This window comes from Anaerolineales bacterium (assembly GCA_019637805.1).
Lineage (GTDB): Bacteria > Chloroflexota > Anaerolineae > Anaerolineales > UBA11579 > JAMCZK01.
Genome location: JAHBVB010000002.1, coordinates 506,710 through 533,417, shown reverse-complemented (window position 1 = coordinate 533,417; position 26,708 = coordinate 506,710). Strand labels below are relative to the sequence as shown.

General features: G+C 59.7%; 29 protein-coding genes. 13 read left to right on the top strand and 16 right to left on the bottom strand.

Annotated elements, in window-relative coordinates; translation table 11 throughout:
• Positions 1-12: 12 nt before the first annotated feature.
• From KF885_08300 to KF885_08270, 7 genes are all read right to left on the bottom strand, one after another.
• A complete protein-coding gene (locus KF885_08300) occupies positions 13-912 on the bottom strand; it encodes a DMT family transporter (GenBank protein MBX3049160.1) in 900 nt (299 codons plus the stop codon).
• 104 nt (positions 913-1,016) lie between these two features.
• Positions 1,017-2,048, bottom strand: a complete 1,032-nt coding sequence (locus tag KF885_08295; protein MBX3049159.1) for a 2-oxoacid:ferredoxin oxidoreductase subunit beta — start codon at positions 2,046-2,048, stop codon at positions 1,017-1,019.
• 20 nt (positions 2,049-2,068) lie between these two features.
• A complete protein-coding gene (locus tag KF885_08290) occupies positions 2,069-3,898 on the bottom strand; it encodes a 2-oxoacid:acceptor oxidoreductase subunit alpha (GenBank protein MBX3049158.1) in 1,830 nt (609 codons plus the stop codon).
• Positions 3,895-4,575 (bottom strand): FadR family transcriptional regulator, encoded by a 681-nt coding sequence (locus KF885_08285; GenBank protein MBX3049157.1) that lies wholly within the window; start codon positions 4,573-4,575, stop codon positions 3,895-3,897. Before KF885_08285 ends, KF885_08290 begins: the two co-directional genes overlap by 4 nt.
• A 74-nt stretch (positions 4,576-4,649) precedes the next feature.
• Positions 4,650-5,483 carry a universal stress protein gene (locus KF885_08280; GenBank protein MBX3049156.1) on the bottom strand — a complete coding sequence of 278 codons (834 nt, stop codon included), beginning with the start codon at positions 5,481-5,483 and terminating at the stop codon, positions 4,650-4,652.
• 10 nt (positions 5,484-5,493) lie between these two features.
• A complete protein-coding gene (locus KF885_08275) occupies positions 5,494-6,357 on the bottom strand; it encodes a hypothetical protein (GenBank protein ID MBX3049155.1) in 864 nt (287 codons plus the stop codon).
• Complete coding sequence (locus KF885_08270; GenBank protein MBX3049154.1) at positions 6,354-6,587, bottom strand: hypothetical protein; 234 nt, start codon at positions 6,585-6,587, stop codon at positions 6,354-6,356. Before KF885_08270 ends, KF885_08275 begins: the two co-directional genes overlap by 4 nt.
• Positions 6,588-6,695: 108 nt before the next feature.
• On the opposite strand from KF885_08270, the gene KF885_08265 reads away from it, so the two are divergent.
• On the top strand, positions 6,696-7,151 hold the full coding sequence (locus KF885_08265; GenBank protein MBX3049153.1) for a cupredoxin family copper-binding protein: 456 nt from the start codon (positions 6,696-6,698) through the stop codon (positions 7,149-7,151).
• A gap of 59 nt (positions 7,152-7,210) precedes the next feature.
• Here KF885_08265 and KF885_08260 read toward each other — a convergent pair whose 3' ends face one another.
• Genes KF885_08260 through KF885_08250 form a run of 3 tightly spaced genes read right to left on the bottom strand, consistent with a single transcriptional unit; the run spans position 7,211 to position 10,151 of the window.
• Positions 7,211-8,062 (bottom strand): ABC transporter substrate-binding protein, encoded by an 852-nt coding sequence (locus KF885_08260; GenBank protein MBX3049152.1) that lies wholly within the window; start codon positions 8,060-8,062, stop codon positions 7,211-7,213.
• 7 nt (positions 8,063-8,069) lie between these two features.
• The gene (locus tag KF885_08255) at positions 8,070-9,023 is read right to left on the bottom strand and encodes a hypothetical protein (protein MBX3049151.1); all 954 of its coding nucleotides are present in this window, start codon (positions 9,021-9,023) and stop codon (positions 8,070-8,072) included.
• 42 nt (positions 9,024-9,065) lie between these two features.
• On the bottom strand, positions 9,066-10,151 hold the full coding sequence (locus tag KF885_08250; protein ID MBX3049150.1) for an Mrp/NBP35 family ATP-binding protein: 1,086 nt from the start codon (positions 10,149-10,151) through the stop codon (positions 9,066-9,068).
• Positions 10,152-10,196: 45 nt separating this feature from the next.
• Between KF885_08250 and KF885_08245 the strand changes: the two genes are divergently transcribed.
• Positions 10,197-10,562, top strand: a complete 366-nt coding sequence (locus tag KF885_08245; protein MBX3049149.1) for a DUF1801 domain-containing protein — start codon at positions 10,197-10,199, stop codon at positions 10,560-10,562.
• Here the strand turns inward: KF885_08245 and KF885_08240 are convergent.
• The 5 genes from KF885_08240 to iscX form a co-directional block, all read right to left on the bottom strand.
• On the bottom strand, positions 10,559-10,873 hold the full coding sequence (locus tag KF885_08240; GenBank protein MBX3049148.1) for a hypothetical protein: 315 nt from the start codon (positions 10,871-10,873) through the stop codon (positions 10,559-10,561). The genes KF885_08245 and KF885_08240 overlap by 4 nt on opposite strands.
• A 61-nt stretch (positions 10,874-10,934) precedes the next feature.
• Positions 10,935-11,600, bottom strand: a complete 666-nt coding sequence (locus KF885_08235) for a 4Fe-4S binding protein (GenBank protein MBX3049147.1) — start codon at positions 11,598-11,600, stop codon at positions 10,935-10,937.
• Positions 11,601-11,628: 28 nt separating this feature from the next.
• Positions 11,629-13,407: an NADH-quinone oxidoreductase subunit D gene (locus tag KF885_08230; protein MBX3049146.1), complete on the bottom strand. Its 1,779-nt coding sequence runs from the start codon at positions 13,405-13,407 to the stop codon at positions 11,629-11,631.
• An 11-nt stretch (positions 13,408-13,418) separates the two neighbouring features.
• Positions 13,419-14,102, bottom strand: a complete 684-nt coding sequence (gene nuoB / locus KF885_08225; GenBank protein ID MBX3049145.1) for an NADH-quinone oxidoreductase subunit NuoB — start codon at positions 14,100-14,102, stop codon at positions 13,419-13,421.
• Positions 14,099-14,311 (bottom strand): Fe-S cluster assembly protein IscX, encoded by a 213-nt coding sequence (iscX, locus tag KF885_08220; protein ID MBX3049144.1) that lies wholly within the window; start codon positions 14,309-14,311, stop codon positions 14,099-14,101. The genes nuoB and iscX overlap by 4 nt, the downstream gene beginning before the upstream one ends.
• Positions 14,312-14,424: 113 nt before the next feature.
• Between iscX and KF885_08215 the strand changes: the two genes are divergently transcribed.
• From KF885_08215 to KF885_08185, 7 genes are all read left to right on the top strand, one after another.
• Positions 14,425-15,018, top strand: a complete 594-nt coding sequence (locus KF885_08215; protein ID MBX3049143.1) for a helix-turn-helix domain-containing protein — start codon at positions 14,425-14,427, stop codon at positions 15,016-15,018.
• A gap of 45 nt (positions 15,019-15,063) precedes the next feature.
• Positions 15,064-16,116, top strand: a complete 1,053-nt coding sequence (locus KF885_08210) for a CAP domain-containing protein (GenBank protein MBX3049142.1) — start codon at positions 15,064-15,066, stop codon at positions 16,114-16,116.
• Positions 16,117-16,216: 100 nt separating this feature from the next.
• Positions 16,217-16,954, top strand: coding sequence for an AzlC family ABC transporter permease (locus tag KF885_08205; GenBank protein ID MBX3049141.1), 738 nt, complete (start codon positions 16,217-16,219; stop codon positions 16,952-16,954).
• The gene (locus KF885_08200) at positions 16,951-17,265 is read left to right on the top strand and encodes an AzlD domain-containing protein (protein ID MBX3049140.1); all 315 of its coding nucleotides are present in this window, start codon (positions 16,951-16,953) and stop codon (positions 17,263-17,265) included. Before KF885_08205 ends, KF885_08200 begins: the two co-directional genes overlap by 4 nt.
• Positions 17,266-17,360: 95 nt before the next feature.
• Entirely contained in the window at positions 17,361-17,828 is a 468-nt protein-coding gene (locus tag KF885_08195; protein ID MBX3049139.1) for an SRPBCC domain-containing protein, read from the top strand.
• Positions 17,829-17,831: 3 nt separating this feature from the next.
• On the top strand, positions 17,832-18,140 hold the full coding sequence (locus tag KF885_08190; GenBank protein ID MBX3049138.1) for a winged helix-turn-helix transcriptional regulator: 309 nt from the start codon (positions 17,832-17,834) through the stop codon (positions 18,138-18,140).
• 282 nt (positions 18,141-18,422) lie between these two features.
• Positions 18,423-19,610 carry an alpha/beta hydrolase gene (locus KF885_08185; GenBank protein MBX3049137.1) on the top strand — a complete coding sequence of 396 codons (1,188 nt, stop codon included), beginning with the start codon at positions 18,423-18,425 and terminating at the stop codon, positions 19,608-19,610.
• Positions 19,611-19,710: 100 nt separating this feature from the next.
• On the opposite strand, the gene glmS is transcribed toward KF885_08185, so the two are convergent.
• Positions 19,711-21,552 (bottom strand): glutamine--fructose-6-phosphate transaminase (isomerizing), encoded by a 1,842-nt coding sequence (gene glmS / locus KF885_08180; GenBank protein MBX3049136.1) that lies wholly within the window; start codon positions 21,550-21,552, stop codon positions 19,711-19,713.
• 540 nt (positions 21,553-22,092) lie between these two features.
• Between glmS and KF885_08175 the strand changes: the two genes are divergently transcribed.
• The 4 genes from KF885_08175 (at position 22,093) to mrdA (ending at position 26,652) form a co-directional block, all read left to right on the top strand.
• Positions 22,093-23,139, top strand: coding sequence for a rod shape-determining protein (locus KF885_08175; protein MBX3049135.1), 1,047 nt, complete (start codon positions 22,093-22,095; stop codon positions 23,137-23,139).
• 91 nt (positions 23,140-23,230) lie between these two features.
• Positions 23,231-24,070: a rod shape-determining protein MreC gene (mreC, locus tag KF885_08170; GenBank protein ID MBX3049134.1), complete on the top strand. Its 840-nt coding sequence runs from the start codon at positions 23,231-23,233 to the stop codon at positions 24,068-24,070.
• A 3-nt stretch (positions 24,071-24,073) separates the two neighbouring features.
• Positions 24,074-24,574: a hypothetical protein gene (locus KF885_08165; protein MBX3049133.1), complete on the top strand. Its 501-nt coding sequence runs from the start codon at positions 24,074-24,076 to the stop codon at positions 24,572-24,574.
• Positions 24,571-26,652, top strand: coding sequence for a penicillin-binding protein 2 (mrdA, locus tag KF885_08160; protein ID MBX3049132.1), 2,082 nt, complete (start codon positions 24,571-24,573; stop codon positions 26,650-26,652). The genes KF885_08165 and mrdA overlap by 4 nt, the downstream gene beginning before the upstream one ends.
• The last annotated feature ends 56 nt before the right edge of the window (positions 26,653-26,708 follow it).

The window sequence follows — 26,708 nt, the reverse complement described above, 5'->3', positions numbered from 1 at the left end:
TGTTTTTGATTCCTAACGAGAAGCAGAAATTCTATCTTCTTGTGAGGCCATCCACAAGCCAAGCAAGATCAGCAGACCGCCTAATAGAAAAAAAGCAGAAAGCTGCTCGCCCAGCAGCATATAGCCCAGCACAGCCCCAATCAGCGGCTGGGCGAAGAAGGTCAAAGAGGCCACTCCAGCTTCCAGAACCTCAAAGGCAAAATTCCAGAAATAGGCCGCGACCGCCGTAGAAATCACCCCCAGATAGAAAACTCCCAAGACCACATTCCAAGTGATTGGCCCAATTTGTTGCTGTCCCAACTCTAACGCCGCCGCGGGGAGCACCCACAGCAACCCACCCAGAAAAGTCACGAAGGACAGCCGCAGAGCATCGGTGAACTGCGTGGCCTTGCGCACCAAGACAGAGTACAAGGCCCAGGTGACTGCGGCGGCCACCAGCAGCAGGTTGCCGCGCCACAGGTCCGCATTCAGCTGCGCCTGACTGGGGTCCACCACCACCAAGACGCCCAGGCTGGCCAGCAACAGGGCCAGCCAGCGACGGCCAGTTACGCGCTCGCCCAGCAGCGGCCCGGCAAACAGATAGATGAACACCGGCGTGGCCGCCGTGATCACGGCGCCATTGGCTGCAGTGGACAGCTGCACGCCGCTGAACTGCAAGCCCAGCGAAACGCCATATCCCAACAGACCGATCAACAACAACCCGGCCCACTCTCGCCGGCCAAGTTGCAATGCCTGTCTGCGCCACAGCATCCAAAGGCCCAGGGAAAAGACGGCCAGCAGCAAACGCAGGCTCAGCAGCGTGAAGGGTGGGACGACGTCAAGGATGACTTTGCTGACCACGTACATGCCGCCCCAAATAGCGGCCGCGGCCAAGCCTGCGAGGATACCGGTGCGGGAGGAGGGTGAGCGCATCTGGTGATTGTAAAACAAGGATGAAGAATGAAGATAAGGGCAAAAAAAAAGAGCCTCCTTGCGGAGGCCCTTCATCCTTCATACTTTTGCCTTCATCCTTGCCCTTAGAACATCATCGCGTTGGCTTTTTCGATCATGTCCTTGCCGGGGCGCAGCTCTGCATCCGTCATGCGGTTCAGAGCGCGGCCCTGCGGCAGTTCGTAAATGTCGGTCAGTGACGGGCGCTCCGTATCGACATAGATCAAGCCGGTCAGCAGGACTTCTTCGTTCTGCGACTCTTCGATCACGCGCATGGCCGCGGCCCGGCTGGTGGGGTCATAGTCGCGGTCCAGTTTCTTGAGCACGATAGTGGAGCCGTCGTGCATCTCCACCTGGCGGGTGGTGCCTTCCGGGAATTCGCCCAGCTGGATCTCCTGCTCGCGCGGCACATAAGTGAAGTCGTGCAGGGGTTCCTGATGCTCGCGCCCCCAGCCATAAGAGTGGCGGGAGTCATCGTTATTGTTGAAGGTCACGCAAGGGCTGATGATGTCGATGATCGCCAGGCCATTGTGGCTCAGGCCGGCTTTGATCAACGCTTTGACCTGGTTGGCATCGCCAGCGAAGGAACGGGCCACGAAAGTGGCTCCGGAAGCCATGGCTTCCTGTACCACGTCGACCGGGAAGTAGTGGTTGACGCCCTGGTACTTCAAGCGCAAACCCATCTCCGCCGTGGCGGAGAACTGGCCCTTGGTCAGGCCGTACACACCATTGTTCTCCACAATGTAGACCATGGGCGCATTGCGGCGCATGATGTGCTTGAACTGACCCATACCGATATTGGTGGTATCGCCATCACCGCTGACCGCCAGCGCCCGCAGGGTATGGTCGCCAAACATGGCGCCAGTCGCCACGGAAGGCATGCGACCGTGCAAGCTGTTGAAGCCGAAGCTGCGGTTCAGGAAGTAGGCCGGGCTCTTGCTGGAGCAGCCAATGCCGCTCAACTTGATCACATCTTCCGGCACAATGTTCAGTTCATAAGCCGCGGCGATGATCTGATTGGAGATCGAGTTGTGGCCGCAGCCGGCGCACAGCGTCGTCTGTGCACCACGATAATCATTTTTGCTCAACCCCACCAGGTTCAGCTGGATGTTGGGCATGGCGGTTTCGGTTGTGTCGCTCATTTCTGCTCCTCAGCCTGAAGGGACTCTTTGACCCACAGGGCACTCAACGGCAGGCCATCATATTTCACAAGCGAACTTAGCTTGGCGGCCATCTCTGGGTATTCCAGCAACAGCAATTTGTGCATTTGGCCATCGCGGTTCATTTCCACCACATAGGTCTTGTCGTGCGAGGCAATGAAGTCACGCACCTCATCGGTGAAGGGCACGGCGCGCAGGCGCAGGTAATCGGTTGCCAGGCCATCGGCTGCCAGATAATCACCGGCTTCCAAAATGGCCGGGTCGGCAGAGCCATAGGCGATCACGCCGATCTTGGCGCCCGCACGGGTCTGCAGCACCGGCCCCGGCACATATTGGCTGGCGGTCTCGTATTTGCGCACCAGGCGATCCATATTGGCTTCCCAGTGGTCGGCGCGCTCGCTGTACTTGGCGGATTCGTCGTGACCGGTGCCGCGCGCAAACCAGGCGCTCTGAGGGGCGCGGTTGCCAGGCGCCGTACGGTAAGGCACGCCATCACCGTCGACATCCTTGTAGCGCATCCAGGGTTCTTTCAGCGCTTCCAGATCCTTTTCCCAAAGGATCTTGCCACGGTCCATGGGCTGCTCGGGATACTCAAAGGGCTTGGTCATCCACTGGTTCATGCCCAGGTCCAGATCGCTCATCACAAACACGGGCGTTTGCATGCGCTCAGAGATATCAAAGGAGCGCCAGCCAAACTCAAAGCATTCCTGGGCAGACCCAGGGATCATCAGAATTTGCTGCGTGTCGCCGTGACCTAAGAAATGGGTGGAGAGAATGTCGCCCTGGGAGGTGCGCGTGGGCAGACCCGTGCTGGGGCCGACCCGCTGCACGTCCCAGACCACCACCGGGATTTCCGCATAGTAGGCCAGGCCAGCAAACTCGGTCATCAGGCTGATGCCCGGGCCGGAAGTGGAGGTCACCGAACGCAGGCCAGACCAGCCAGCGCCTACGGTCATACCAATGGCAGCCAGTTCATCTTCAGCCTGCACGATGGCGTAAGTCTTGCCATCCTGGCCTTCCTTGTCGCGGAAGGCGGAAATGTTCTGCGAAATGGCCTCAGCAAAGCTGGAGGCCGGCGTGATCGGGTACCAGGCCACAAACTGCACGCCGCCAAAGATGGCGCCCAGCGCGCCGGCAGTGTTGCCGTCGGCCATGATGAAACCCGAAGTCTTGTCCATCGGCTCCACGCGATAGGGATCGGTCTTCTTGAGGTTGGCGGTAGACCAGGCGAAAGCGGCGTCGATCACACCCATATTTAGGGCGATCGGCTTCTCTTTGCCATCGAAGTGGTATTCCAAGGCCTCACGGATCTTGTCCATATCGATGTCGAGCATGTGCGCCAAAACGCCGACATAAGCCATGTTGGCTACGTAGTCGCGCAGGTTGGCCGGCGCACCTGATTCCTTGGCCAGCAATTTGGCCGGGAAAGAATGCACGGAAATGTCGTCACGGTTGATCTCGAACTTGAGGTGATCCCCATAGAAGAAGGCTCCGCCGGGCGCCACGCTGGCCAGGTCAGCCACGAAAGTGTCGGGGTTCATCGCCACCACGACTTCATGGGTCTCACGGCGCGCCAGGTACCCATCTTTGCTTACGCGAATGGTGTACCAAGTGGGCAAGCCCTGAATGTTGGAGGGAAACAAGTTCTTGCCAGAGACGGGAATGCCCATTTTGAACAGGGCGCGCAGCAAGGTCACGTTGGACGTTTGGCTGCCGGAGCCGTTCATGGTGGCGACCGTCATGGAAAAGTCGTTGACCACGGCCTTCCTTTGACTGGCTTTTGCTTCTTGGACTTGCGGTGTTGTCATCTGCTCTCCTTAGCGGGTCTTCCTGGTAGTTGTTCAATAAGTGCGAAGTGATCATTTAACAAGCGATGGCCGAGGTCGAAGTCCCCGGCGGCAATAGCCGCAACGATTTGATCGTGAACCGCCCAAACTTGTTCCAGATAGTCAATGCCTGTATAACGGTTCAAGCCCACAGCCTCGTAAGCAGACCAGTAGGCTTCAAGCAACCCAATCACAAATGGGTTGGCGACATGTTGATAAATGGCTAAATGCAATTGGCGGTGCTCGGAATGAGGGACTTGGATGGGCGTGTCGCTCAGCATCTGCTGCGCGCGCGTAACGAGCTGGCGAAGCTCGGCAATATCTTCTTGGGTCAGCTTTTCAACGGCTTCGGACCAATACGCCCGTTCCAAATGACGGCGCACATCAGCAAACTGGTCAAAGCTGTGGGCGTCTCGTGCCATGGCGTAAAACAGGCTTTGGCGCACGGCGGGGGCAAAGGAATACGGGAGACGCCGGATACCGGTGCGCGGGCGCACCTCGACCAGGCCTAGGGCCCGGGCTACCTGAAGCTGCTCACGCAGCACAGAGGCGCTAATACCGTGCTCGGCACTCAAGGCCTCCAAAGACGGCAAGCGCTCGTCCTGAATGCCATTGGCTAAATAGTCCAGAAAATGAAAAGAAGTGGTTGCTTTCATCATCAAAAATATAGTTAATCTGATGAATGTTATTAAAGCAATTATACGTCAAAGGCAAGAAACGTCAAGCCGTTGAGCTACACCTGCCGCTGAACAACCAAAATAGGAAGTTGTGTGCGGCCGGCGATTTGCTTGGCGACGTTATCGATCAACAGATCCTGCCAGGTGCCCCCTCTGTGGCTGCCCAAAACTACCAAGTCATAGTCGCCTTGGCGCACTTCAACGAGGATCTCATCCACCACCAAACCATGCCGGACTTTGGCAGTGGTGGTTACGCCCTTATAGGGCTCAAAGAAGGCCAGGCCTTGCTCCAGCCATTCCCCCTCCAGGGTCTTGTTCTGGATCAGCTCGTCCGCATCCGCATAAAGCTCCCAGCCGCTCACCTGGTGGCTGGCGCCGATCTGTGACATCACGTGCAGCAACACCACCTGGCTGCCTGGCAGCAGGATGCTGCCGGCCCGCTGCAAGAAGAGCGGCAGGGTGCGCAGCGCCTCGGCCCCACTGTGCAGTACCAGGAAACGTTTCGGCGGGCGGGCCGCGCCGCGCACCATCAGCACCGGACACGGCGCGTTGGCCAGCACGCGCTCGCTGGCCGGAGCAATCAACCGGCTAAGCAGCTTCTCTGGGGTCCCGCCGCCCATGACGATCAGGTCAATGTCTGTCTCGTAGGCCAGATGCACGATCTGCTCGGCGGGGAGCCCCAGACGCAGTTCAGCGCGGGGCTTCAGCCCCAGCTGCTGAGCCTGCTCCACCTGCGCCTGCAGGACGGCAAGGCCGCTGGGACGCTCTTCCGGGCGGTTAATCACATGCACCAGAGTGCAATTCGCCCCGGTCTGCTTCACCAAACCCAGGCCGTACTCCAGGGCCTTTTGTCCGTGTGGAGTATTGTTGGTGGCGATCAGAATATGCATGAAAACTCCTTTACACCAGGAGTAAAACCAGAGGGATGAGGAAAAGGAAGAAAACGAAAACGGCCAGGTTTCGTTTGCGGTTGACCAGCCAATTGACAAACTTCAGAATCACATGCTCATAACGAGCATAGAAGAAAGCCAAGATCAGCGCGGACACCAAAGAAATACTGATCATCTCTGCCAAAACCACGGTAAAGGCCCGCGGGTTGCGCAAGAGGACCGCCGCTAATAGCGTATCAATGAACGTCGTGATGTTGGCACCCATAATGTAAGGGATGACATTCTCGCGCCGTACGAAGCCGCGATTGCTGAGCGGCACAAGAATAGAGATGGATACGCTGACTGACATGGAAATCAGCGTGACCAGTGACCCCAACAGGAACATCACAAAGGGGCGATAGACCAGGCGAGACAGGCGCCCCAGTTGACTTTGCCGGATGGATTCTGTAGGCAGAAAGTCGTCGAACATCCGAAAACTGACCAGAATCACGCCCATCCCCAGCAGAAAGATCATCCAGCCCGACAGCCACTGTTCGGCCAGCACAACAATCGGTGTAAATAGGCCATCAATAAACGATGACAGCAAGGTGCCGCTCTGAAGCTGCAGGCCGTCCAGCATTCCGCTGGACAACATAAAATATCCTGGGAGCAACGCTACCAGGTAGGTACTGCCAGTGACACAGATCGACACCAAGCCCATCCCCAGGCTTTCTGAGCGGCCTTTCCCACGCAGCACATAGACGAAGCCGATCAGCAGCACGATCAGACTGGCGCCCAAGCGGCTGCCGGTGATCATCGCAAAAACATCCAGATCACGGATCAGCCCGGCATCAAAGAACGTGAGCGCGGCAGCCGCTACCGGAGAGCCGCTCATGACGCCATAAGCAAAGAGCCGCCAAAGCCCAGACTATTGGCGATGTTCTCAAGCGCAAAGGTAGACTGAATCAGCGGTCCAAGTTCCCCCGCCCCCGACTTCATCAGTGTAATGGCCAAGACAAACAACCACAAGCTGAACAACAAGAGACCGCTTTGACGGATGACTTTTAACGCACTGCCCATCCAAGGCTGCGAGAACAAACTGGGAGAATAATTGGATTCTTTCAATGGTCGATCGTATGGAAGCCGATTGTATTACAGGCCAGGGTTTGGTTAAGCTCTTTCTTAGAATTGACGTTTATACTCTTTAAATCCAGAAGCATCCAGGAGTAGCGCATGAAATCGACAAATCGCCTCATTGCCATCTCAGTTCTGCTAATGCTTTTGCTGGCTGCCTGCAGCGCGCCAGCCACCCCGGAGGAAGCTCCCGCCGAAACCTTGGAAGCAGAGCACACCGCTGCTCATACCGATGCGCCTACGGAAACCGAGGCACAGACCGAAACTGAACCCGAGACGCCCGACGACGAAGACGCCTCGATCACGATCAGCAATTTCAGCTTCCGTCCCGGTTCGCTGACAGTGAAGGCGGGCACTACGGTCACTTGGCGTAATGCGGAAGATTCACCCCACACTGTGACTGCCGATGATGGCAGTTTCGCCAGTGGCACGCTCAGCCTGGGCGATAGCTTTAGTTTCACCTTCGACGAGCCGGGTACCTACGACTACTACTGTGAATTCCATGGGGCGTCCGGACACACTGGCATGTCCGGCACCATCGTGGTCGAAGAATAACGCGCCTGTCCCAGGCAACAAAAAGCCCGCACTCCTGCGGGCTTTTTTGTTGTTTGCTCCTAAAGCAATGAGGCGTGCAGGGTACTCAAGTAATCCAGAGCTTTGGCCAAACGTGTGCCAGGCCAAGTCAGCAAGCTGCCATCCAGGGCAACGATGCGCCCGCCATCCGCAGCTGGCGTGCCCGCAAAAGCTTCCCGAAACATGGATAGATGAGCGCTCGTGTATTCGTAGGGCTCACTGGGCAGCAAAATCACTTCAGGCTGGGCGGCCAGGATCTCCTCCCGCGTCACGCGCGGGTAGCGCGTATCCCGGTCGGCGGCCGGCTTGGCTGGAGCCAGCCCCAGGTCGGCGGCCAGCGGGTAACGCCGCCCCCGCTGGGCAAATACGTTGACGAAACCACACAGGCGCAGAATATCGTGTGTGAAGGTTTCCTGATTGAAAGTCATCCACCAGGGTACTGCCCCATCTGCATCCTGCCAGATGGGGCAAAAGAGACGTAGAGGCTGCAAAGGGGCATGCCCAGCCTGGGCAGCGGCCAGTCGCTCTGCCAGCTCTACTACCCGCGCCGACGCTTCGGCATCCGCATACAACGTGGCAATACCTTCAAGGTCTGCGATGGCCTGGTGGACGGTGAGCGGAAAATGCACCAGCACGCGCAGGCCGGCAGCCTGCAAGGCATGCACCGCCGCGGCGGTGTTCTCCTCTTGGTTGGCAAAGATCAAGTCTGGCCGCAGGGCGATGATCTCGTTAATGCGCGGGTTCTTGGTACCGCCCAGGCGCGGCACACCCCGCAGGGCTTCTGCGGGGTGTATGCAGTAACCCGTGATGCCAACTACGCTGGATCCCAACCCCAGGTCAAACAGGCTTTCGGTGATCGAAGGAACCAGCGAGACGACCCGTTCCGGCGTCATGGCTGGGCTAATCGTCGGTTTTGGCCTTGTCGCCGTAATTGGCTTTGCCGCAGTCGCAACCGCCGTTCTCATGGCGGTCACAGGGGGCGGCAGACTTGCGGCGCAGCGCCTCCAGCTCGTCCCAGGGTTCCACTTCGTGCTTCAGGAACTCGGCGCGCTTGCCCTCGGGCAAAGAGACCATGATGGCTTGCTTCAAAGGCAGCACATCAATCACCTTGCCCTTGCCCATCGGCGTAACCACTTCCTTGCCGCGCTTGGGCAGGGTCTTGCGGGCTTCGACATACTGCTCGTATTCGTAGATCAGGCAGCAGCGCAGCCGGCCGCACATGCCGGTGATCTCGCTGGGGTCCAGCGAGATCCCCTGGGCTTTGGCCATCTTAATCGAGATCGGGCTGAACTCGGTGAGGAAAGTGGAACAGCAGCGGGATTCCAAACCGCAGGCGCCTAAACCGCCCAAGATCTTGGCCACGTCGCGCGGCCCCACCCGGCGCATCTCCACCTTGGGTTTCTTGTAGCGGCTCTGCATGGCTTTGCGCAGACGCTCCACATCGATGTCTTCTTCGTTGTCAAAGTTGTAGAGGAATATCAGCGATTTGCCGTCAAAGCTGTACTCGGCCTTGACCACTTTGATCGCTTCGAACTTAAGCTCCGCGGCGGTAGCGCGGCACTCGATCATTGCCTCTACTTCCTTCTTCTGCCAGTCTTGCAGGGTGACAATGTCTTGATCGGTAGCCTTGCGCTCAATCGCCTTCCAACTACCCTGAGGCGGCGTGGGCGGCGAATCGACGCGCTGGACCACCTGGCCCATTTGCACGCCGCGGCTGGTTTCTACAATGGCGTAATCGCCCGGCTTGATTTCGGGTTCTTTGCTGGCATCGAAATGATAGATCTTGCCAATTTTTTGAAAGCGTATCCCGACGATCTGAGGCGAAACAGTTTCGGTCGCTTGAGTGTCTGTCATAAGAGGTCTATTCTAACCACGAAAGCGGTTTGAGAGGGGCGTTTACTCATCCACAATTTGCAACGGGATGGTTTGGCTTTGGGTCTCCAGCGCGGCCAGAGAGGCACGCAGCGAGATCTCGCCGGCAATGGAACGCAAAGCGACAGCCGCCGGAGAGTCTGGTTGGCTGTGCACGATGGGTGTGCCGGCGTCACTGCCGGCGCGCACCTCCGCCTCCATGGGCACGGCGCCAATCAAAGGGATCTCGAATTCCGCCGCCAAAGCCTGGCCCCCGCCGCTGCCAAAGACCTCCATGCGCTGCCCATCCGGCAGCAACATGAAGCTCATGTTCTCGATCACGCCCATCAGGGGGACGCGCAGCTGGCGGAACATTTCCGCGCCGCGGCGGGCATCGTCCACCGAGACCTTTTGCGGCAGGGTGACGATGAAGCCGCCACTGATCGGGGTGGTTTGGGCCAGGGAGAGCTGCACATCGCCGGTGCCGGGCGGCATGTCCACGATCAAATAGTCCAACTCGCCCCAATCCACGTCATTGACGAACTGGCGCAAGGCGTTGTGTAGCATGGGGCCGCGCCATACCATGGCTTGTTCCGGACGCACCAGGAAACCGATCGACATCATTTTGACGCCGTAGGCTTCGGCAGGGGTCAGGCGCCCATCGGCGTCAGGCGGCTTGGGCAGGTGCTCCACGCCCATCATGGTGGGCACATTAGGCCCATAGATGTCGGCGTCCAGCAGGCCCACCCGGGCGCCGGCCTGGGCCAGCGCCACGGCGACGTTGACCGACACGGTGCTCTTGCCCACCCCGCCTTTGCCGGAGGCAATGGCGATGATGTTCTTTACGCCTGCCGCCAGGCCGCCGCGCTGGCGGCCGTCATCTGGCACTTCACTGGCATATTCAAAGGCTAGCTTTCCCACACCAGCCGTCTGCAGGGCTTGCTGCACGGCGGCCTCAATCTCTGCGCGCTGTGGATGCAAGGGGGTAACTTGTGCCAGCCGCAGGGTGACATCGCTGCCTTTAATGCGCATTTCCCGCAAGGCGTTCAGGCTGATCAGGTCACGGCCCTGGGCGGGGTCTTGCACGCCGCTGAGGGCCGACAGAATGGTTTCTTCGCTAATATTGGACATAGGCGCTATTATAAGGGTTGCCAGAAATTACACGGAGAGGCCGCCATGAGTCAGAAGTTTCAAAGTGTTGATGAGTACATCAGCAGCTTTCCTAGTGAAGTACAACCCTTGCTGCAGACGTTGCGCCAGACCATTCAAAAAATTGCACCGAAGGCCGAGCAAGTCATTAGCTACAACATCCCCGCCTTTAAGCTGGACGGGAAAACGATGATCTTCTTTGCCGGGGCCAAGAAGCATCTCTCACTCTATCCCTATTACGATGCGATGAATGAGGCCTTCCCAGAAGCTACGGCTTATGCGCAGTCCGGCAAAGGCACTATCCGCTTTGCGCTGGACAAGCCGTTGCCGCTGGACTTAATTACCAAAATCGTGAAGTTTAGAATGCAGATGCTGGCGGACGAACAAGCCTAACCGCCCCACTTATCCATGTCCGCGCGCGCTTTTTCTACCTGCTTGAGCAACGCCTTCTCGCCGCCGCGGTAACGGCGCACGGCGTCCTGGGCGCAAGCCGTGCAACCCTTCATCGCCCTGAACGAATCGGCATTGCAGTTGTGGCAGCTGGCCACCCGGGCCATGGCCAAGACGAAACTGACCGCCTCCAGCCCGTCGGCAGGCGCCTTTACAGCCTGATCTGCAACGGCTTGCCACGCCTCGCCATGCAGGTCGCGCAAGGCAGGGGTGACGCGCAGCGGGAAGATGATCTCAGTATCTTCGTGGTACATAGTCAGTCCATTATACGAAACAATCCCCTCTCGGGGATTGTTTGTTTTCGATGCTGTGTGCCTAGCTGGCAGCCTGTTCGCCGCCGCTTGCCTGGGCGGTCGCCGCAGCAGCCGCGGCTTTGGCGGCCGCGGCCTCAGCCTTCTTGGCCTCTTCGGCAGCTTTGACTGCCTCTTCGCGAGTGTAGTTGGCCGGACGGATGCTGGCATAGTATTCCACCGGCTTGGAGAGCTTTTCTTTGTTGTAGATATGCTCTGCATGGCGGTCGTACGAAGCCAGCTCGTAGTCGTGGTCCATCTTGATCGCGTCGAACGGGCAGTATTCGGCGCAGTAACCGCAGTTCATACAGATGTCGACGTCAATAAAGAAGTCCACCGGTTCCGGCACAGGGCGCTTGGTGACTGGGTCTTCGGTACGTACGATCCAGATGCACTGCGGGGGGCAGACCTTGGCGCAGATACCGCAGGAAGTACAGCGGTCGTGCTTATTGCCCTCCTCATCCACTTCATAAACCAGGAAGGGGATGAAGCGAAATTCTTCAGGCACCGGCAGCTTCTCTTCAGGGTACTGCACGGTGAAGATGCCTTTGGCGTCTTTGCTGCGGCGGGCAGCCACACCTTCTTCAGAATAGTAGCGCTTCCGGCCTATCCAGCGGAAGTCTTCCGTGAAGGTTTCGACAAAGTGGACCAGGGTCACCCACAAGCCTTTTAGGATACCAATTCCATACATACGTTCTTCTCCGTTATTGCCGCTGGCTTTAGCGGTCCACTTCGCCCAACACGATGTCGATCGAACCCAGATTGACCACCACGTCGGCAATCTTCTGGCCCACGCACATCTTCTCGAGAATGGTTAAGTTGATGAAAGATGGGGCGCGCACATGATAGCGGTGCGGGTTGGCCTTACCGGTGGAAACAATGTAGAAGCCCAACTCGCCCTTCGGACCTTCCACACGGCCGTAGGACTCGCCAGCCGGCACACGCACCTGGTAAGGGTTCTTGCCGTTCATGATCTCGCCCTCAGGAATATCCTTGAGAGCCTGGCGCAAGATGCTCAAGCTCTGGTAGATCTCGTCGATGCGGATCATATAACGGTCGTAGACGTCGCCATGCTGGCGCACAGTCACGTCGAACTTGAAGCGGTCATAAATGCTATAGGGATCGGCGCGGCGCACATCGTACGGCACGCCAGACGCACGCAGCACCGGGCCTGCAGCGGAGAAGGCAATCGCATCTTCGGGCGTGATCACGCCCACGCCCTCACCACGGCTGCGCACCAACTCATTGGCGCTCAGGTACAGGTCCAGCTCTTCCACTTTGCGCGGCAGGCGGTCGGTCACCAGGTCTTTGATCTTGGGCAGAATGCCTTCGGGCAGGTCGCGGGCTACGCCGCCAAAGCGGAAATAATTGCACATCATGCGCGACCCAGCCGTGGCCTCAAAAATGTCCAGGATCAGCTCGCGCTCTTCGATCGCATACAGCGCCGGGGTAAAAAAGGCGCCCAGATCGTTCAGCAGAAAGCCGATGGCCCACAAGTGATTGCTAATGCGGGTCAACTCCGCCATGATCACACGGATGTACTCGGCGCGCTCCGGGGGAGCGGCTTTCTCACCAATCAACTTCTCCACCGCCAGGGCATACCCGAAGTTGTTGCTCATCGAGGAGAGGTAATCCAGGCGGTCGGTGAACGGCATGTTCATCGTCCAGGTGTTGCGCTCGCCGATCTGCTCGTGATTGCGGTGCAGGTAACCCATCACCGGCTTGAGGCCCACGATGGTTTCGCCGTGCATGCGCACCGCCATGCGGAACACGCCGTGAGTGGAAGGATGCTGTGGACCCAGGTTGACTACCACCTGTTCGGTGTCGATCTGTTCAATGAAATCTTGGGAAGAGCGTTCCAAGCTTTCATACATGCGTGGGTCATCGGTTTCCTGGAAGCCGTCCGGGTCAAAGCCTTGAGGATAGCTTACGTTCTTGCCGACCGGATTGCGGTCTTCAATGCGATAGACCTGGCCTTCGGGCCAGCGGTTCTTGAACGGCTTCACATCCTCTTCAAAGTAAGGTTCTTTCCAATCCTTGCGCATGGGGTGGCCTGCAAAGCCTTCCCACAGCAGGATGCGACGCAGGTCCGGGTGACCCTCAAACTTCACGCCATACAGGTCCCAGGCCTCGCGCTCCTGAAAGTCGGCGCCGGGGTACAGATCCACCAGGCTGGGCACCACCGCGTTGTCACGCGGCACCTGCACGCGGTAGACCAGCGCCCCACCGCCGGTGGATTTGTAGAGGTGATAAACCACCTCAATAAAATTCTCGCCTTCGGGCGCCTCAGAGTAATAGTCCACGGCCGTGACCGAGGACAAAAAGTCATAGCCCATTTCGTCACGGATGGCGGCCGCCACTTCGTGCAGCTTGGCGACTTCAACTATATGGCCTTCGAAACCGGGGCGCTCGTCACGCTTGACCGCGCCGGGAAAGCGCTTTTCCAGTTCAGTCGGCGGATTGGCCGGGGCTTCTTTAACGGGAGTTTGTTCGCTCATCATGTATCTCTCTAAGCAGCCGGGGCTTCGGCAGCCTCAGGCTGGGCGGCCGGCGCAGCAGGGGCTGCTTTCCGGCTGGCCATTTCGCGGATGGCCGCGCTGTCACGTGGGTCAATAATGTCGGGGCCGAGGATGGGCACGGGGATGGCCGGGATCTCATCTTTCTGGTACCAGCGCACCTTGGTGATCGACTCACGGTCGATCTTCTCCTGCAGCTTCATCAAACCGTGAAGCAGCGCTTGCGGGGTCGGCGGGCAACCAGGGACATACACATCCACCGGGATGTACTGGTCCACACCAGAGACCACGTTGTAGCCTTCTTTGAAAGGACCACCGCCCGAAGCGCAGGCACCCATGGCCATCACATACTTGGGTTCCGGCATCTGGTTGTAGAGACGCACGATCTGCGGGATCATCTTCTTGGTCACCGTGCCGGAGACGATCATCAGGTCAGACTGGCGAGGGCTGGGGCGCATGACTTCCATACCGAAACGGGCCAGGTCATAGCGGCTGGCGGCGGTACAGATCATTTCGATGGCGCAGCAAGCCAGACCAAACATCATGGGCCACACAGAGTAACGACGTCCCATGTTCCAGATCTTGTCCAGGGTGGTGATCGCCACGCTTTGGCGCAGCTCCGGCGGCACGTCGTAGCCGGCGGAATTCACGGTTGGCGCAACAGTTTTCTCAGTCATACAGGGTTATTCTCCTCATACCATTCCTGGTAGATGGCTGCGAGGATATCGTCGTTCGCCAATTCAGGCTCATCGGCAAAATCCGGCAACGCGGTCGTCCACTGGAAGATGTCACCAAGAGAGACATCTTCCAGATCCTGCTGGGGTCGGCTGGCTTTGAGCGCCAGCGCGATCTCATATATGGCGTCCCAGTAGAGTTTGTGGGCCATGTATGCCCTTTGTTCCTTCGTTCACATTATACCTAAGTGAACATTCGTGTCAACCTGAGTTATTACGCAAACAAAATTTTGCGTAATTTGGTATAGTTATCGCAGATTTCGCCATGCAAAGCACCCGACAGCGTATTTTAGACCACTTGGAGCAACGCGGCCCGGCCTCTCCCAAGCAGCTGGCCCAGGCCTTTGGCATGAGCCCGGCCAATTTGCGCCGTCACCTGAGCATCTTGCAGGCGCGCGGCCTGGTGCAGGCGATCGCATTGCGTCCCTTGGCCGGCCGCGGCCGGCCGGAGCAGGTTTTCACCCTAACCGTCGCTGCCCAGCCCGAGGGGTTGGAGAACCTGACCCGCGCCTTATTGCGCCAACTGGGCGACTCGCCCCGCCCTGCACAAGTACGCCAATTGGCTGCCAACCTGGTCAGCACAGACAACCTACCCACAGGCCCGGCCCGCCGCCTGGTGTCCGCCATGCAAAGGCTGACCCCGCTGGGCTACAAGCCGCATTGGGAAGCTCGTCCTCAAGGTCCTGAAGTGGTGCTCAGCCGCTGCCCCTACGCCAACCTGGTGGCAGAGCATCCAATCTTGTGCCGCATGGACAAGGAGGTGCTGGAACAATTGCTTAGCCAACCGGTGGAACAGGTGAGCAAATTGCAACCCGGGCCAGACGGCCAACCGCAGTGCATTTTCATCACCAAAAACTAAACTGGGGAACCACAGCCAATAGCCCAAAATGGTACTATTTTGCTCATGCGTGTCCTAATTGCTTTCGCTCTGGCGCTGAGCGCGCTTGTCCCATTACAGACCGCAGCCGCCGCCAACCATGCCCAGCCCGAAGCCCAGGGCAGCGCCAGCGATGTGATCGCACTGATCAACGCCTACCGGGCGGAAAATGGCCTGCCGGCTTATGCACAGAACCCCATTCTGTCGCAGATCGCCCAGGGGCAGGCTGACTGGCTGATCAGCCAGGGGATGGGCGGGGTGAGCGATGTGCACGCCGGCCCGGGCGGCAGCCGCCCGATTGACCGGGCCTATGCCGCGGGCTATGGTGGCGGCAAAACCATCTTCATCTCCGAAATCGTCAAAGGCGGCTTCAACGAAACTCCCCAGGGCGCCTTGGCCTGGTGGAAGAACTCCCCCAACCACAACCCCACCATGATCGCCTCCACCTATCAGGAGATTGGCGCCGGCGCGGCCACAGACGGCAACGGCCGCTGGTATTACGTGGCGGTCACCGGCTGGGTCACCGGCACGGACTATTCCGGCTCCAGCGGGAGCACAGCCGGCAGCAGCGGCGCCACCATCGCGCCACAAGTTGTGATGATCCCGGTCACGATCGCTGATGCCCAGCCCGACGGCTCAGTCAAGCACATCGTGCGCACCGGACAAACCCTCTGGACGATCGCGGCTGTGTACGGTGTCCCGCTCCAAGAACTGCTGGAGCTCAACAATCTGCCGGAGTGGGCCTTCGTCTACCCGGGTGACGAGCTGCTGGTAAAGCCGCCGGGCTCAGTCGCCACAGCGACCCCCACTCCGCCTGAAGCGACCGAAACGCCCACCGGGCCGCCGCCTTCAGCCACCCCCAGCCAAACGCCGCAAGGTGCCGCGACCACGCCTACCGCCGTGGCAGCCACGCCGGCGCCAGACCTGGCCGCTGAAGCCCGTTCCGCAAACACGCCGATCTTCTTGATCGTTGGGGGTGCCTTGGCCACCATTCTGGGGGTCTTCGCCGCCAGCTTCTTCATCCGCCGGCCACAACCGCCCCAGCCCGACGAGAACGACCCCTTCGCGCCGATCGAGTAACATCGCGTAGAGGCGAGACATGTCTCGCCTCTACAATAGCTTGGCCAGCAGAACAGCCTCTGACGCCTGCTCTACTGCTGATAAAATCCCTTTCCCAAGCATGCACAGAGAAACAGATAACGACAAGTCTTCTGCGCGGGCCGCCCTGCTGGCCGGCATGCGCGATACTTTTCCCTTGCTGGTTGGCGCGGCGCCTTTCGGACTGATCTTCGGCGCGTTGGCGATGGCCTCCGGACTCTCCGCCTGGGGCGCGGCGGCCATGTCCGCCCTGGTCTTTGCCGGCTCTTCGCAATTCATAGCAGTGGGCCTGATCGCCGCCGGGACCCCAGTGCTGGTCATCGCCCTGACTACCTTGGTGGTCAACCTGCGCCATATGCTTTATTCGGCCACCCTGGCGCCCAAGCTCAAAGGGCTGCCGCTGCGCTGGCTGCTGCCGCTGGGCTTCTGGCTGACCGACGAGTCCTTCGTGGTGGCCGCCAAGCAATTTGATGAGCAGCCTCAAGACCCGCATAACCGCTGGTATCTGCTGGGCTCCGAACTGGCGATGTACACCAATTGGCAGCTGGCCACCTGGGTCGGCATCCTGGCTGGGTCGCAGATCCGCGACCCGCAAAGCTGGGGGCTGGACTACGCCATGGTGGTCACCTTTCTGGGCATGCTGGTGCCGATGCTCAAGGGCCGCCCAATGCTGGCCGCGGCGCTGGTGGCCGGAGGGACTGCATTGCTGGCGCAGGGCCTGCCCCACCAGCTGGGGCTGATGCTGGCGGCTCTGCTGGGCGTCACAGCCGGCGTCTTGGCTGAGCGCGTTTGGCCGCCGCAGGCCGCGGAGGCATCATGAACGAAGTCTTGCTCATCGCGAGCATGGCTGCCGCCACGATCGCCACGCGCATTCCGATCTTGCTGTTGCTCAGCCGTCGCCAACTGCCACAAGGCTTGTTCGCCGCGCTGCGCTACGTGCCAGCTGCGGTGCTCTCCGCCATCATTGTGCCCATGGTGCTCACGCCGGGCGGCGAGCTGAACTTGAGCTGGCAGAACGCGGCCTTGCTGGCCAGTCTGGTAGCCGCCCTGGTCTCCTGGCGTACACGCAATCTATTGCTGACGATTGTGGTCGGCATGACGGTCTTCCTGGCCTGGCGGGCATTCTTTTAGCCGCATTGCCCACTAGCCGGCAAACAATTGAAGCCTTGCATCCTGAATTGTTTTGGCTTATATTTGTAACCAAAAAGTTACATATTGGAGGCTATATGCGCAGCGCTCACGACCCTCAAGAACTCAGAATTCATTTCGAGATCGAGATCAATGCCCCACCCGCCAAGGTCTGGGCCAAGATGGCCACACTCGAAGGCATGCACCAATGGCTGGCGCGCAACCTGGTGTTTGAACACCAAGTGGGCGGACGATTTGAGATGAAGGGCAACCTGCCCGGTGAAGGCCCATATCGCTTCACCGGCGAAGTAGTGACCTTAATGCCGGAGCAAGAGCTGGCCTTCACCTGGAAGCACGACCCAGAGGAGGGCGAAGCCTGGCCGGTATCCACGCTGGTCACCCTGCGCCTGACGCCGACGGACCGCGGCACACGCGTGACTCTAACCCACACCGGCTTTGAAGAGCTTGGCACCGCATTGGGCAAGGGCGCCTACGAAGGTCACATCCAGGGCTGGACCATGTCTGAGAACCTGAGCGACTTGAAGGCCGCGGTGGAGGCAGATTAAGCCGTGAGCTCCCCTTTCCAGGCCATATCGGATCCGACCCGCCGCCAGATCCTGGATGCGCTGCGGGCAGAAGGCCCGCAGCGCGCCGGGGACCTGGCGGCGCGCTTCCCGGCTATCAGTCGTCCCGGAGTGAGCAAGCACCTGCGCGTACTGCGCCAAGCGCGGCTGCTGCACCAAGAACGCCGCGGCCGTGAGCTGTGGTATCAGCTCGACGCCGGGCCACTCTCGCAGGTCGAAGCCTGGCTGGAGCAATATGCGGCTTTCTGGGAAGAGAAGTTGCGAGATTTGAAAAAGGCCGCGGAAGGCGAATAGCCACAACAAAAGCGCCGCCTAGGCGGCGCTTTTGTTTTATCGCTACGGCTAACAGTTACCCAAAAAGGAACTGCGCACTTCCCAGTGGAAGACGGCGTGCCTGGGTTGCTCCAGCAGCATACATCCCAAAGCTTTCGCCTTTGACAAGCTGGTTCTTCATGTTATTGTGTAACCATTCAGTTCCGGTGTACAGGCAATAGCTCACGCAGTAAAAGCCTCCAAGTGGAGGGTGATAACAAGAAGGCCTGAGTCGCCGTCCACGTCTCGCAGCACTGAGGTGTTATGCCTACATCCGCCAGTCCAATACCGCACCGCGTTCCGCAGTGGTGGGCGACGGCCCTTGTTGGGCTTCCCGTCGCGGTGCTGCTGCTCCTCGTGCTGGCCGCGTTCGTCCCTATTCCCCTGCTCTCGATAATCGCTGCCGGCCTGTCAGCCCGCATCGTCCAGGTTGCCCTCTTCGCCATGGTCCTCGTGGGGCTAGCGCTGTGGCTGCTGCGAATCGCACACTCCCGCGGCCGTCGTGTCATTGCCGCTGCTGCCCTGCTCGCGCTGGCAGGGATCGCCGTCATCGCCGGCCGGCAGTTGGCGCTGGCCGCCCGTGAAGGCGTCACAGTTGATCTGTTCGCCACGCTTGCCCCGCCAACACCTGACATCACGCCGGACGCCGACATTGATTACCTGCTGTTCGACGGCGAGCCGGTGGCCCTTTCTGTCTGGAGGCCGGTCGGCAGCGCCGGACCGGCGCCTGTGATCGTCATCGTGCACGGCGGCGGCTGGAGCGAAGGCTCGCGCCTCGACGCTGCGCCTCCCACACACGCACGCTGGTTCGCCGACCACGGCTACCTCGTCATCAGCGTCGACTACAGCCTCTCGACGCCGACACGCCACCTCTGGGACGTGCAGGAGGCCCAGATCGGCTGCGCGCTCGTCTGGGCTGCGGCGAATGCGAGCGACTATGGCGGCGACATCGAGTGGCTTGGGCTGATCGGCGACTCGGCGGGCGGCAACCTCGTCCTCAACGTGGCCGCCCGCACCGCCGCCGGCACCCTGACGCCGGCCTGCCCGGGCGACCTGCCCCGCATCGGCGCCACGAGCACTCTGTACCCGGCGGCCGATCCGCATGCGCTCTATGCCAACCCGGATCCCGTCATGGGCTCGGTTGCCCGCTTATACCTCGAGAACTACACGGGCGGCTCTCCTGCCGAATATCCCGACCGCTATGCGGCAATCGACCCTGCCACGCACATCACGCCCGCAGCTCCACCGGCACTGATCACGCTGGGCGAAAAGGACCACTTGGTGCCGCCCGGCCCCACCCTGGCCTTTGCCGCGACCCTGCACTCGCTTGGCGTCGAAGTGAAGACCATCGAGATTCCGCACGGCGAGCACGTCTTCGATCTAGAAGGCGGCATCGGCACGCAGGTCTGGCGCGCAGCCACCCTCGCCTGGTTCCGGGCACACGGGCTTTGACCCCGACTAGAGAAAGCAAGAGCATCCAGCCCCGGAATACAACAAAAAACGCCGCAGTTGCGGCGCTTTTTGTTTACCGTGAGGAGCTTACAGCTAACGGCTATTCCACCGTGACGCTCTTGGCCAGGTTGCGGGGTTGGTCCACATCCAAACCGCGCTGGCTGGCGATGTGATAAGCAAGCAATTGCAGTGGGATGACGGTGAAGACCGGGCTGAGCATCCAGGGCACATCCGGGATCCACAAGACATGGTCGGCAAGTGCGGGGATGACCGTGTCGCCTTCGGTGGCAACAGCAATCACTTTGCCGCCGCGCGCTTTGGCCTGCTCGATCTGGCTGATCATTTTCTCGTACCACGGGTCACGCGGCGCAATGGCGATCACCGGCATTTCCGGGTCTACCAGCGCGATCGGCCCATGCTTCATCTCGCCAGCCGGGTAGCCCTCGGCATGGATGTAGGAGATCTCCTTCAACTTCAGGGCACCCTCGTACGCCGTGGCGGTGTTAATGCCGCGCCCCAGGTAGAGGCAATGGTCAATATTGACGATCGCTTCGGCCACGGCGATGACTTCACTTTCGCGTTCCAGGCAGGCAGAGGCCCATTCCGGCACCATGCGCAGTTCGGCCACCAGCGCCCGGCGGTCATCCTCGCTAAGCACGCCGCGCAGGTCGCCCAACAGGATGGCCAGCATGTACAGGTCCACCAAGGGGGCGGTATAGGCCTTGGTGGAGGCCACGCCAATTTCCGGGCCGCTCTGCATAGTGATGCAGCCGTCGGCAATGCGCATGGCCTGTGAGCCGATCGCATTGACGATCGACCACAGCTTGGCGCCGCGTGCCTTGCCCTCGGCCATGGCGGCCAGGGTGTCGGCAGTTTCGCCGGACTGGCTGATGGCCAGCACCACATGCTTGTCAGTCACCAGCGGGTCGCGGTAGCGGAATTCCGAAGCGATATCAAATTCCACCGGCACGCGCGCAATGCGCTCGATGAGCGTCTTGCCTACCATACCGGCATAGCCGGCCGTGCCGCAAGCGATGATAAAGATCTTCTCGATCTTCTTGGCAGAATCCGCATCCAGGTTCAAGTCGGGCAGAATGATACGCCCATTGTCAAAATCCACCCGGCCCGCGATGGTGTCGGTCAGCGAGCGCACCTGCTCGTGGATCTCTTTCTGCATGAAGTGACGATACTCGCCCTTCTCCGCCGCCACCGGATCCCAGGCAACCGTATCGACCTTGTAGTCCAGCGCCTGCCCGTCCAGCGTGCTCATCTTCAATCCCTCACGGGTGACCAGCGCCATCTGCCCGGATTCCAGGAAGACCACATCACGCGTGTGTTCCAGGATGGCAGGCAGGTCAGAGGCAACGAACATCTCACCCTCGCCAAAGCCCACCACCACGCCACCGGCATTGCCGATGCGGGCGGCCACGATACGGTCGGGCTGCTGAGAGCTGAACATGACGATGCCATGATGGCCGTGCAGATGGCTGAGCGCTTTGCGGGCCGCCTGCTCCAAAGAAACATCTTGTGAGAGGTAGCGTTCCACCAAATGGACGATGATCTCGGTGTCGGTGTCAGACTTGAAGTCCACACCCTCCGCCTGCAGCTCGTCCTTCAACTCCAGGTAGTTTTCCACAATGCCGTTGTGCACCAGCACTACTTCGCCGGTGGCGCCCATGTGCGGGTGCGCATTGCGCGCATTCGGCTCGCCGTGCGTCGCCCAGCGCGTGTGCCCAATGCCCAGCGAACCGGCCAGGGGCTCACTATCCACCAGGGTCACCAGGCGGCCCAGCTTGCCGGCATCGCGGCGCACCTCAATACGCTCGTCTTGCAGCACGGCAATGCCCGCCGAGTCGTAACCACGGTACTCCAAGCGTTTCAGACCGTTCAAAATAATCGGAGTCGCGTTCTGCTCACCGATGTAGCCAACAATTCCACACATGCAAAAAACCTCCGGGTTGTGTTCCAACCCAATCGTCAATAAGGCCGCCATGCCGTGTCTGTCCGCCAGATTGCTCTCGCGGTGTTATCGGGCATTTGTCAAATTGGAGGGAAAATGGTCGGGGGCGGTGAACTCCCGGAAGGCATCCGCTGATCTACCCAGATGTGCGTGTCGCACTGCGTGCATCAGGCACATCTGGCTCTTCGATTTTCGCAGCCTTGAGCTGCTTAGTCTCACCCAGGTGAGAAACCTTCATCCTCGTCACCCGGCATTGCCGGGCCATGCGCTGTATTCCCTCAGTCATCTCTCTTCTACATAAGCAACTCCAGTCCAGCGGATTATACCTGCAAGCCAATTGAGTGTGCACCGGGTACCATTAGGGCCAAATCGCTTGCAGAACTGCAAGGGAAGCCAGCATGGTAAAATTGCTTGTTTGGCAAGTACGCCCGCAAAATCCACACCGCAAGGGTATAGTACAACTCAGTGAATATTTCGCACCGTCCCTCCGACATTCTGTACACCTAGCCAGGCAGACCATTTATGGCCTTTAACCCACTCAATTGGATCCTGGGATTCTTCTCTTTGGACATTGGCATCGACCTGGGCACGGCGAACACCTTGGTGTTCGTGCGCGGCAAGGGCATCGTGATCAATGAGCCCTCTTGGGTGACTGTAGACCGCAAAACGCGCCGCCCCATCGCCGTAGGCGAAGAAGCCAAGGAAATGGCCGGCCGCGCCCCTAAAAACATCATCGTGGTCCGCCCGCTGCGCGACGGCGTGATTGCTGAATTCGAAATCACCGAAGAAATGCTGGCTTACTTCATTAATAAGGCGCACGAGCAAAGCATCGTGCCGCTGCCCCGCCCCCGCGTGGTGATCGGCGTGCCCACCGGCGTGACCGAGGTGGAAAAGCGCGCCGTGAACGATGCGGCGCTGTTGGCCGGCGCTCGCGAAGTCTATTTGATCGAAGAACCCACCGCCTCGGCCCTGGCAGTCGGCCTGCCCATCGACAAAGTCGGCGGCTCGGTGATCGTGGACATTGGCGGCGGCACCAGCGAGATCACAGTCTTCTCGATGGGCGGCGTGGTGGCCAACAAGTCCCTGCGTCTGGCCGGAGATGAAATGGACCGGGCGGTGCTGCAGTACATCCGCACCAAGTACAACGTGCTGATCGGTGAACGCGCCGCCGAGCAGGTCAAGATGAAGATCGGTTCGGCCTTCCCGCTGCCCGAGGAAAAGGTTACCTCGGTACGCGGCCGCAATCTGATCAGCGGTTTGCCTGAAACCTTGGAAATCTCGTCCATCGAGATCCGCGAAGCGCTCTCGCCCATCATTGATAGCATTGTGCAGGCGGTCAAAGAGACGGTGGATGAAGTGCCTGCCGAAATGATTGGCGACGTGATGGATGCCGGGATCTGCATGAGCGGCGGTGGAGCGCTGATCCGCGGCTTGGATCAGCGCATCAGCGAGGATCTGCGCATTCACTGCTGGGTGGCGGATGATCCGCTGACCTGCGTGGCGCGCGGCGCGGGCGTGGTGCTAGAAGATATCGAAGCCTATCGCCATCATCTGCTGCAGCTGGACTAACCAGCTCCGCCGCCAGATTAATAGTGTTTGAATGCGCCGGCGCGGCACTTAAGCCGCAGCGGGGCAGGATATTATCGAGCTTGTTGCACTTATGCGTCCAGGAAAAGACAGTCCCTATCGCTTGATCGCCTTGGTTTTGCTTGCCGCCGGCTTGCTGGTGCTGGCTCTGGGCGGTTACCTGAGCCCTGTCTTCAGCGGAGTGCTGCAACCTGTTTTGGGCGTGCAGGGCTTTCTGTTTGAGCGCTTCCAAGCCATTCAAGACTTTATCAACGCCCCTGCAGATATTGCACGGCTGCGCCAGGAAAATGCCGAGCTGCGCTCGGAAAATGCCACCCTGCAAACCCAAATCATCGCCCTCCAGCAGCAAGTCGCCGAGATCGAGCTGCTTTCGGCTCTGCTGGACTTTGCGCGCGCACGCCCAGAAAACACCTACCAGGCTGCCGCGGTGATCGGCCGCGACCCCAGCCCCTTCTTGCATTACATCATCATCAACCGCGGCTCGGACGACGGCATCCGCCGCGGCATGCCGGTCGTAGCTCAGCAGGGCTTGGTGGGCCGCGTGGCTCAAGTGACCGCCAATGCCTCACGCGTGGAGCTGATCACCGACCCGGCCTCCGTCGTCAGCGCCCAGGTGCAGCCGTCCGAGATGGACGGCGTGGTCACCGGCAGCATTACCGGCGCGCTCAGCATCGACTTGATCCCGCTCGATACGCAGATCCAACCCGGTGACCTTGTCTTCACCTCCGGCATTGGCGGTCTGTATCCGAGCGACATCTTTATTGGCCAGGTCAGCAACGTTCGCCAGGAGGCCCAGGCGCTCTTTCAGCTTGCCAGCGTGCAACCGGTGGTGGACTTTACCCGCCTAGAAATTGTGCTGGTCATTGTAAACTTTCAACCTGTGGACTTGACCCCTCTGCTCTCTTCGCCGTAATCCATGCGTATCGTCACGGGCGTTCTACTGCTGCTTGCCGCCACGCTATTGCAAATCACCCTGGCGACCCGCGTGACCCTGCTGCAGGGGTCGCCGGATTTAGTTCTACTTGTCCTGGTGGCCTGGTTGATGCTGCCGGGTAACCGGCCCGACTGGCGCTGGGGGTTGGTGGCTGGCCTGATGGTGGGCTACGCCAGCGCACTGCCAGACTGGGTTCTGATCGCAGGCTATGCCGCCGGAGCGGGCATCTGCCAACTGCTGTCAGAACGCATTTGGCAGGTAAAGCTCTTCAGCCTGTTCAGTGGCGCTCTTCTGGCCACCTTGGCCGTGCATGCAATCACGATGACTTACTTGCTGGCCTCGGCCCAACCACTGAATCTGGTCGATGCGTTTAACTTAATTACCATCCCTACCATGCTGCTAAACCTAATCTTTATCTTACCTCTGCACGGGATAATGAACGAGATGAGCAAACTAATTTCACCCGTAGAGGAAGCTGAATGAGCAGCACTTCGCAATCTGGCAGTCGCAGTTCACTGGAGAATTGGCGGCTGCTCACGGTGCTGATCACCTTTGGCCTGATCTTCTTCCTGTTCTTCATCCGTCTGTTCTATTTGCAAGTCCTGGAGCACAGCAACTGGCTGCGCCAGGCGGATGACAACCGCACCGAAGTGATCAGCCTGGCCCCGCAGCGCGGCGTCATCTTCGACCGCAACGGGGTGCTGCTGGCCAGCAACACAGCTTCGTACAACATCATTGCCGTGCCGGCCTTCCTGCCGGGCGACAGCGGTGAGATCGAGCAGATCATCTTCGAACTGGCCGAGCTTACCGGCCTGCCGGTGACGCGCGGCTCGCTGGATGAACCGCTGATCCCCTGCGGCACCAACCTGGGTTTGCGCGAGATGATCGCCATCCAAACCTCGTTTTCCCCCTATGACTCTGTGCAGCTGCAGTGCAATGTAAGCCGAGAGATGGCCATGGCCATCAAAGAAAAATCTGTGGATTGGCCGGGGGTTGATATTCAGGTTGAGCCGGTACGAGACTACCCTACCGGCGAAATGACCGCGGCGGTGATCGGCTACCTCGGCCCCATTCCGGCGGCGATAGAGCCTCAAATGCGCTCGCTGGGCTTTGTGCCCAACCGGGACAAAGTGGGCTACGGCGGTTTGGAGTTGTACTTTGATGAAGTCCTGCGCGGGATGCCGGGTCAGCGCGTAGTGGAGACGGACGTGGGTGGCCAGGTCCTGCGCGATATTGATCCGCCCATCGAGGCGCAGCCGGGCCAGAACATAGTGCTGACGCTGGATATGCGCCTGCAACAGGCCGCCTACCAGATCTTGAAACGCGACATTGAGCTGTGGAACAACTTTATTGGCGCCATCGAAATGACCAGCGGGTCGGTGATCGCCATGGACCCGCGCACGGGCGAGATCCTGGCCATGGTGTCCTGGCCCAGCTATGAGAACAACCGCATGGCGCGCTTCATCCCCGCTTACTACTATGACCAGCTTCTGGCGGATGCCACCAACCCGCTGGTGAACCATGCCGTAGGCGCCGAAATCCCGGTAGGCTCGGTATTCAAACTGGTCACCTCCGTAGGCGTCTTGAACGAAGGCGTAGTGTCTGTGGACCAGCTCATTCAAACCCCCGGCTTGATCACAGTCAGTGAACAGTTCTTCGAGGGCGAGGCCGGCCGCAGCCGCGAGTTCGTAGACTGGAACCGGGCCGGCTTCGGGCAGCTGAACTTCATTGGCGGCATCGCCAACTCCAGCAATGTGTATTTCTATAAAGTAGGCGGCGGTTTCCAAGAGGAAGTGCCGGAAGGTCTGGGCATTTGCCGCCTGGGCACCTACGCCCGCGCCCTGGGCTATGGCGATTTCCTGGGCATCGAGCAGCCGTACGAAACCCGCGGCCTGATCCCCGACCCCACTTGGAAACGCCGCTCACAGGGCGAGAACTGGTCCACCGGCGACACCTATATCACCAGTGTGGGCCAGGGCTATGTATTGGCCTCCCCCCTGCAGATCCTAATGTCTGCCGCCACGATCGCCAACGATGGCGTGATGATGAAACCCACCCTGCTGCGCGAGATCGTGGATGGCAATGGCAATGTCATCCAACCCTTTCAGCCGACCATCATCCGGGATTTGACGCGCGACGCCGTGATCGAAAAATACGAGAACCCCAGCGGCATCGGCGCCTGCCGGCCGACCGGCGAGAAAGTCACGGTGGAGCCTTGGGTGATCGAAGCCGTGCAACAGGGCATGCGCGGGGCGGTGCAATTTGGTACCCTGCAGCAGGAGTTTGACAACAACCCGATTGGCGTAGCCGTGGCCGGCAAGACCGGCACCGCAGAATATTGCGATGAAACCGCCTTCAGCCAGGGACGCTGCCAATACGGCAACTGGCCCAGCCACGCCTGGACGCTGGCCTATGCGCCCTATGATGACCCGGAAATTGCCGTGATCGCCTTTGTATACAACGGCAAGGAAGGCTCTTCCGTCGGTGGCCCGATCGTGCGCCAGCTGCTCTCGGCCTATTTCGGCATCAAAGAAGTCGATAATCAGTTGACTGCTCCCTAGGGCTTTGCCATCGCGCGGACCCAGCGTGGGCAGGTACGCGATGCTATAATTTTTTT

Excerpts from the sequence above, each read along its gene's own strand:
- KF885_08215 (MBX3049143.1), top strand. The coding sequence starts at position 14,425 with ATGCAAAGCACCCGACAGCGTATTTTAGACCACTTGGAGCAACGCGGC.
- KF885_08265 (MBX3049153.1), top strand. The coding sequence starts at position 6,696 with ATGAAATCGACAAATCGCCTCATTGCCATCTCAGTTCTGCTAATGCTT.
- KF885_08210 (MBX3049142.1), top strand. The coding sequence starts at position 15,064 with ATGCGTGTCCTAATTGCTTTCGCTCTGGCGCTGAGCGCGCTTGTCCCA.
- KF885_08285 (MBX3049157.1), bottom strand. The coding sequence starts at position 4,575 with ATGATGAAAGCAACCACTTCTTTTCATTTTCTGGACTATTTAGCCAAT.
- KF885_08235 (MBX3049147.1), bottom strand. The coding sequence starts at position 11,600 with ATGTATGGAATTGGTATCCTAAAAGGCTTGTGGGTGACCCTGGTCCAC.
- KF885_08175 (MBX3049135.1), top strand. The coding sequence starts at position 22,093 with ATGGCCTTTAACCCACTCAATTGGATCCTGGGATTCTTCTCTTTGGAC.
- KF885_08295 (MBX3049159.1), bottom strand. The coding sequence starts at position 2,048 with ATGCCCAACATCCAGCTGAACCTGGTGGGGTTGAGCAAAAATGATTAT.
- KF885_08185 (MBX3049137.1), top strand. The coding sequence starts at position 18,423 with ATGCCTACATCCGCCAGTCCAATACCGCACCGCGTTCCGCAGTGGTGG.
- KF885_08165 (MBX3049133.1), top strand. The coding sequence starts at position 24,074 with ATGCGTATCGTCACGGGCGTTCTACTGCTGCTTGCCGCCACGCTATTG.
- glmS (MBX3049136.1), bottom strand. The coding sequence starts at position 21,552 with ATGTGTGGAATTGTTGGCTACATCGGTGAGCAGAACGCGACTCCGATT.
- KF885_08245 (MBX3049149.1), top strand. The coding sequence starts at position 10,197 with ATGAGTCAGAAGTTTCAAAGTGTTGATGAGTACATCAGCAGCTTTCCT.
- KF885_08205 (MBX3049141.1), top strand. The coding sequence starts at position 16,217 with ATGCACAGAGAAACAGATAACGACAAGTCTTCTGCGCGGGCCGCCCTG.
- nuoB (MBX3049145.1), bottom strand. The coding sequence starts at position 14,102 with ATGACTGAGAAAACTGTTGCGCCAACCGTGAATTCCGCCGGCTACGAC.
- iscX (MBX3049144.1), bottom strand. The coding sequence starts at position 14,311 with ATGGCCCACAAACTCTACTGGGACGCCATATATGAGATCGCGCTGGCG.
- KF885_08280 (MBX3049156.1), bottom strand. The coding sequence starts at position 5,483 with ATGCATATTCTGATCGCCACCAACAATACTCCACACGGACAAAAGGCC.
- KF885_08230 (MBX3049146.1), bottom strand. The coding sequence starts at position 13,407 with ATGAGCGAACAAACTCCCGTTAAAGAAGCCCCGGCCAATCCGCCGACT.
- KF885_08300 (MBX3049160.1), bottom strand. The coding sequence starts at position 912 with ATGCGCTCACCCTCCTCCCGCACCGGTATCCTCGCAGGCTTGGCCGCG.
- KF885_08290 (MBX3049158.1), bottom strand. The coding sequence starts at position 3,898 with ATGACAACACCGCAAGTCCAAGAAGCAAAAGCCAGTCAAAGGAAGGCC.
- KF885_08240 (MBX3049148.1), bottom strand. The coding sequence starts at position 10,873 with ATGTACCACGAAGATACTGAGATCATCTTCCCGCTGCGCGTCACCCCT.
- mrdA (MBX3049132.1), top strand. The coding sequence starts at position 24,571 with ATGAGCAGCACTTCGCAATCTGGCAGTCGCAGTTCACTGGAGAATTGG.
- KF885_08250 (MBX3049150.1), bottom strand. The coding sequence starts at position 10,151 with ATGTCCAATATTAGCGAAGAAACCATTCTGTCGGCCCTCAGCGGCGTG.
- mreC (MBX3049134.1), top strand. The coding sequence starts at position 23,231 with ATGCGTCCAGGAAAAGACAGTCCCTATCGCTTGATCGCCTTGGTTTTG.
- KF885_08255 (MBX3049151.1), bottom strand. The coding sequence starts at position 9,023 with ATGACAGACACTCAAGCGACCGAAACTGTTTCGCCTCAGATCGTCGGG.
- KF885_08200 (MBX3049140.1), top strand. The coding sequence starts at position 16,951 with ATGAACGAAGTCTTGCTCATCGCGAGCATGGCTGCCGCCACGATCGCC.
- KF885_08195 (MBX3049139.1), top strand. The coding sequence starts at position 17,361 with ATGCGCAGCGCTCACGACCCTCAAGAACTCAGAATTCATTTCGAGATC.
- KF885_08260 (MBX3049152.1), bottom strand. The coding sequence starts at position 8,062 with ATGACGCCGGAACGGGTCGTCTCGCTGGTTCCTTCGATCACCGAAAGC.
- KF885_08275 (MBX3049155.1), bottom strand. The coding sequence starts at position 6,357 with ATGAGCGGCTCTCCGGTAGCGGCTGCCGCGCTCACGTTCTTTGATGCC.